Source organism: Spirochaetota bacterium, from assembly GCA_026414805.1.
In the GTDB taxonomy this organism is placed as follows: domain Bacteria; phylum Spirochaetota; class UBA4802; order UBA4802; family UB4802; genus UBA4802.
In genome coordinates, this window is the sequence record JAOAIH010000109.1 from 1 (window position 1) to 5615 (window position 5615).

Sequence of the window (5615 nt, forward strand, 5' to 3'; positions counted from 1 at the left end):
CCTGCCTGTTCATTATCATAGTTGAACAGATCCTCGTTCCACCGCAACTATTTTGATTTTTTTATCATTCCTCCTTTGTTACTTATGAATATAAAATTGCCAATGCAACAACAATTTGCTCAAAAGTCCACACTATTTTGTTTCATCTGCAATATCACCAAAGATATTTACACAGAAATGAAATAATATGCCGGATGTGATACTTCTTTCTATGCTAAGATAGATCCAATCCATTATAATGCTGAATGGATAAAATGAACAATGAAATCAAGCATTAGATAAGGGGATTTTTGCAACAATTTACATTGATACATTCTCTTAATTAAAAAATAACGACAAATGCTACATCATCGAGAAAAAACCAAGGATTATACTTGCTTTGAAATGTGAATACTCATTTTCTAGATGTTTGAGAGCATGCCCTCTCAAACCCAGCCCCTCTTGAATTTAACCAAAAGAATAACATAAACACAAGTAATGAAGCTATATGTGAATGGTTATTGATGTATTTATAAAATCTAGATGAGGTATTTCACCTTTGTAAACACAATACAAAGAAGAATGCTGCTTCAATTATTTTCATTACGTGATTTTTGTATTAATTAAGAAATAATAGCATCTACTAAAATAAATACCTGAATATTTGGAATACTTTTTTAAAAATTATTTGATATTCCTATGCAAAGAATATAGTATCAGTAAAAGAATGATGTATTCATTATATTCCTTATAAAAAAGGAAAGACAAAATATTGATGATGAAAAAATTATCAATTTTTATTTTGGCCATTACATTTTTACACACAATTGCATTGGGGTATTCTATACTCCCAAATATAGTACAAAGCCAGAAACATTTCGTTAAAACAACCAGAGATCTTACCCTTTCACCAACACCCACAATAAAAGTATATATTTTGAAAAATGTCCCTATAACAAAAAATAATATAACCCTTGAAGCATACTATACATTTAAAAAACCTGCACATGTGAAATCACCATTTACCAGTAATGATAGATTATTGATAATAAATATTTTACATTCTGTCAGTACAATGCAGGGTATCCAATATTATTCGCAAACAAGAAAAAAACTACGAACACTTTTTGAAAAGTCATATGTAATACAATACCCTTCTTTTAAACAACTAGATGATCCTGTAATAAAAGATTTGAAACAAGTCTATACTTTTTATACTTTACAGAAGGATAGAATATTTGGTGAAATTACATACCAATATACCATATACCAGATGCCTGAGTTTATTTTATTAAAGACAGAAAATATAAACAGCGTTAAATATGTAATGATGACTGTTGTAGAGAAACGCAAATTTAAATTCTTTTTGTTTATTATTGATAAAGGGGAGGATATTGGTCTGTACTGTGTATATTCTATTGATATACTAGGCAATATGGCATTTCCTCTTCAAAAGGTTAAAGATTCTCTTTATCACCGTTCTGATGCTATCATTAATTGGTTGTATAATAAGCTTATGCAAAATTAAAATAACTTACAACAATGAAATAATAATGCCACCCATTTCTGAGTGGCATTCTAATATATAATACCAATCCCGGCAGCGACCTACTTTCCCACACCGTTACCAGTGCAGTATCATCGGCGATGAGGGGCTTAACTTCTGTGTTCGGAATGGGAACAGGTGTTTCCCCCTCTCTATAACCACCGGGAAGAATTTACTTGCCGTATGTGTTTGTCCTTATAAAAAGTCAGCTTAACTTTGTCAATCGAATTTACTGAAATATTTAAAAAAATTCAATTTTTTAAGATGATATATTTTTATCTCATAAAAAGTGGTATTCAAAAAAAAGTTGCTTTTTTATGCAAAATTTTTCAATTTCACATAAAAATACATTCACTACCTTTGGGAGGAATAACATGAATCTTGAAACTACAACTTGTATTTCTTATGAGCATCTGAATATTATAAAAATTTATTCAAAAAAATATAAGATACCTTTAAGTTCTTTTATAGTGAATTTTATTAACTATGTGCTATCTCATAAAAACATCAAAACAAAATCATACAGTCGTGTTTCTTATCGTCCTAGATATAATGGCAGTTGGAAAAGGCTTCATATTGTTCTTCTTGAACATGAATACGAGTTTTTTATGGATGTGAGGAAAGTTTATAAAGTGTCGCTTGCCAAGATGATAGCATATTGTATTGACAATTATTTATTCGATTTTATATCAGCACTTGAAAAAGATGATAATACCGATAACTATCGTTTTAGTGGATATACTTTTCAATTTTATCTTGAAGAAGGAATTCCCTGTTGTAAATTTTACTGGGGACCACACCCTGAAATATTAAAAAATCCATAAATTCCTCATGCTGAGTTCATAGTAGAATTACAAATGTTTTGACATTTGACAATTTACACTTTGATGTGTACAAACGCTTGATTAAAGAGCGCTATTCCATATTTGACATTTATCCCGAAGCATAATAAAATATGAATAGAGAAACTCCAACGCAACAAAAACTTATTTCAATAGTACCTGATGGATATACTCCAATGCGACTAGATGTATATCTTGCAGGTCGGTTTACATATTTATCTCGATCAAAATGGCAAAAGGAAATCAAAAGTGGCAAGATATTTGTTAACAATATACCGATAACTATACCTCATTATACAGTTTATCAGCATTATGTCATTGAATACAGACGACAGCCAGTAGAAGAACCACAGGTTGACCCAACTTACACCATCCTGTATGAAGATGAGTACATCATTGCCATCAACAAAAGCGGAAATCTTCCCACTCATCCTGCAGGAAAATATTTCCACAACACATTGACCATGTTACTATGGACCCAGACAGGTACACAGTGCATGCCACTCAACCGTTTAGATCGAGAAACATCAGGAGTTGTGGTGCTTGCCAAAAGTGGCAGTATTGCTTCAGCATTTCTGAAATATTCAGGAGCTATCGCCAAAAAATATTATGCGATAGTTATCGGTAATTGTTCGTTTACCAGGATAACAGTAGACACCCCCATAGGGATATCCCACGACTCACGTATACGAAAAAAGCGTGCTGCGTACACTGACGCCAAATGGCACTCCATCACTCACTTCAGCGTCCTTAAACGTTACAACAACTATACGCTTATTAAGGCAGTTCCCATTACCGGGCGTACCCACCAGATACGAGTACACTGTGAGCATATAGGGCATCCTATTCTGGGAGATACTCTTTACTCAAGCCGCGACGAAGATTTTATCACCTTTATACAGAATAAAGGCGCTATAGAGCGCTCATTCCCGCGATGCGCCCTGCACGCACGCATGTACAGGTTGTATCATCCATACTTGCAAAAGATGATTGCAATAAAAGCACCATTGCCGCACGATATGCATACATTCCTTACACAATTAGAGAATAACAATGGCGCAACCATCAATACCACAAAAAGCTAAGTTATTTATTGGGCTCCTCACAGCCCGTGATGATGTTCTATTTGGTGCAATAAATATATTAAAAAAGAAATACGGCACAATCGACTTGCAATCAGACCCAATACCATTCTCACACACTGATTACTACAGCACCATTGGTAAGAATTTATACAAGGTATTCATAAGTTTTTCCAAACTTATCAACAGAGAGGATATCGCAAAGATAAAATTATATACCAACAAAGTGGAAAATAAATTTTTACATAATAACAACCGAACCATAAATATTGACCCTGGCTATCTTACATTGTCCAATGTATTTTTAGCTTCATGTAAGGACTATTTTCACCGTGTGTATGTGGGCAAAGGTGTGTATGTTGAAAATGAATATCGGTATGTTGCCAAACACTACCAGCCATGGGAATGGACATATCCGGATTATCGCAAAAAAGAATATATACAATTTTTTGAAACACTGCGATCAATCTACTATGAACAGATTAAGCAGCGATAAAGCTCAGTAAAGCATAAAATTGACAGGAGGATCAACAATAGTCCATTGAAAATATTGTAACAGCTGAACACCAATGTCTTCAATTTTATCCAATGATCCTATAGTTGCTATAAGCATATCTTTCCCAACCTGAGTATTCTTTTTACCAAAGGACAATGCTCTAAGCACATTAGCAAATATATCGTTACTTTTTATTTTTAATGCCATGTTTGTTGCCCATATAGCAGCATCATAATCGTTTTTCATAAACTGTGCATATGCCAATAGCATGAACGTATTATAACTTTTATTGTTTTTCTTCAAAGCCTTATTGCACTCAATGATACATTCATTAAATTGACCCAACGCAAAATACCCACATGCCATGTTAACGTACACCCTATGTTCATCAAGTCCAATCTGTATTGCCTTACTCCAGTATTCTATAGCCATGTCAAATTTTTGCTGATGGTACATGCTACACGCATATACATCATACGCACGGGCAAAATTAGGTTTGTCTTCAATTGCTTTGTATGCCCACGCAGCTGCATGCGCATAATCAATATTGTGATAGTACAATAGAGCAATATTGTAGCTGATAAAAGCATTGTAGGTATTAGCTCTTTGAGCCAATAAAAAGTGCGATAGCGACTGCTGCCATTGCCCGCGCATAGCATATATGTATCCAATGGCATTCAGTGCACGCGAATACTCTGGAGCCATTGCCAGCGCAATGTATAGGCTATCCAATGCATCATCATATTTCTTTTGGTTAATAGCTATTATAGCCTTAAAATAAAAAATCTCTTTTACTGGTGTATATTTTTTATTGTACTCATCTATATATTTCCCCATCATTCCATATTTACCATTAAGGTACAATGTATTAATAGTTGCAAGCAAATCCATCATGCCAATATAATCAATTGAAGCCTTCACGACCTCGCTACGCGATATGGCAAGCACATCATCCCTTCGTATAGTTTTGGAAAATGCATTGCTACTATTAATGAATGCAAAAGCAATTATTGCGATAGTTATCCGTAATGGTATTGCTTTCACTACACCATATATTTTATTGTTATAAAACATTGAGAAAAAATCCTCAAAAATTAGAAATTTGTCAATGTGAACTTAAACCTAATTAGAAACGCATATACTATGAAGATACTAAATCGTGTTCAAGATTACAGCCTGTCACAATAAAATTTGGGGTCATTTCCACCTTTATTCTGATTTGTTTTTTCTTTTATAACTGAATTATAATAACTTCATACCCTATCCGATTCAGAATCAATTCTTATATTCAATAATTAATTACAACAATTTTTTTACGTTGGTCTCTATGTGTAACTACACAACAATGCAATGACTCTAAGCTTTGTTTCTCTGTGTATTCTGCGTCCTCTACATAACACTACTTTATTGTACCTGTACCTATGCTCTGACCCTGCGCCTTAATACAAAAAAGGCTGTGCATTGCACAGGCTTTTTTTATTGTATATTGCCAGTTAATTAAATGAATATCTGACACTGTATAGTCAACTGCTTATTCTTGAAATTATCAACTTCATCTTTTAGCTGCTGAGCATATTCAACCTTTATATTGGCATTATGCCCTTTGATGTAATAGTTAAGACCACCAGCAATTTCAGAAACCTTACCATCTGCACTGCCTACTTCTATTT

5 protein-coding genes and 1 rRNA gene are annotated in these 5615 nt (G+C 33.6%); 4 read left to right on the forward strand and 2 right to left on the reverse strand.

What is annotated here, in order from left to right:
* The first annotated feature begins 754 nt into the window (after positions 1-754).
* Entirely contained in the window at positions 755-1507 is a 753-nt protein-coding gene (locus N3F66_14380; GenBank protein MCX8125332.1) for a hypothetical protein, read from the forward strand.
* Positions 1508-1574: 67 nt separating this feature from the next.
* Here N3F66_14380 and rrf read toward each other — a convergent pair.
* Positions 1575-1691 (reverse strand): 5S ribosomal RNA (gene rrf, locus N3F66_14385).
* Between the two features lie 208 nt (positions 1692-1899).
* On the opposite strand from rrf, the gene N3F66_14390 reads away from it, so the two are divergent.
* From N3F66_14390 to N3F66_14400, 3 genes are all read left to right on the forward strand, one after another.
* Positions 1900-2349: a hypothetical protein gene (locus N3F66_14390; GenBank protein ID MCX8125333.1), complete on the forward strand. Its 450-nt coding sequence runs from the start codon at positions 1900-1902 to the stop codon at positions 2347-2349.
* Between the two features lie 131 nt (positions 2350-2480).
* Positions 2481-3452, forward strand: a complete 972-nt coding sequence (locus tag N3F66_14395) for an RluA family pseudouridine synthase (protein ID MCX8125334.1) — start codon at positions 2481-2483, stop codon at positions 3450-3452.
* Positions 3421-3945 carry a DUF4416 family protein gene (locus N3F66_14400; GenBank protein MCX8125335.1) on the forward strand — a complete coding sequence of 175 codons (525 nt, stop codon included), beginning with the start codon at positions 3421-3423 and terminating at the stop codon, positions 3943-3945. The genes N3F66_14395 and N3F66_14400 overlap by 32 nt, the downstream gene beginning before the upstream one ends.
* 3 nt (positions 3946-3948) lie before the next feature.
* Here the strand turns inward: N3F66_14400 and N3F66_14405 are convergent, their stop codons facing one another.
* Entirely contained in the window at positions 3949-5019 is a 1071-nt protein-coding gene (locus N3F66_14405; protein MCX8125336.1) for a tetratricopeptide repeat protein, read from the reverse strand.
* Positions 5020-5615: the final 596 nt, after the last annotated feature.

What these genes read in the sequence shown, in the direction of transcription:
- N3F66_14380 (MCX8125332.1), top strand. Translation starts at nt 755, where the DNA reads ATGATGAAAAAATTATCAATTTTTATTTTGGCCATTACATTTTTACAC.
- N3F66_14390 (MCX8125333.1), top strand. Translation starts at nt 1,900, where the DNA reads ATGAATCTTGAAACTACAACTTGTATTTCTTATGAGCATCTGAATATT.
- N3F66_14395 (MCX8125334.1), top strand. Translation starts at nt 2,481, where the DNA reads ATGAATAGAGAAACTCCAACGCAACAAAAACTTATTTCAATAGTACCT.
- N3F66_14400 (MCX8125335.1), top strand. Translation starts at nt 3,421, where the DNA reads ATGGCGCAACCATCAATACCACAAAAAGCTAAGTTATTTATTGGGCTC.
- N3F66_14405 (MCX8125336.1), bottom strand. Translation starts at nt 5,019, where the DNA reads ATGTTTTATAACAATAAAATATATGGTGTAGTGAAAGCAATACCATTA.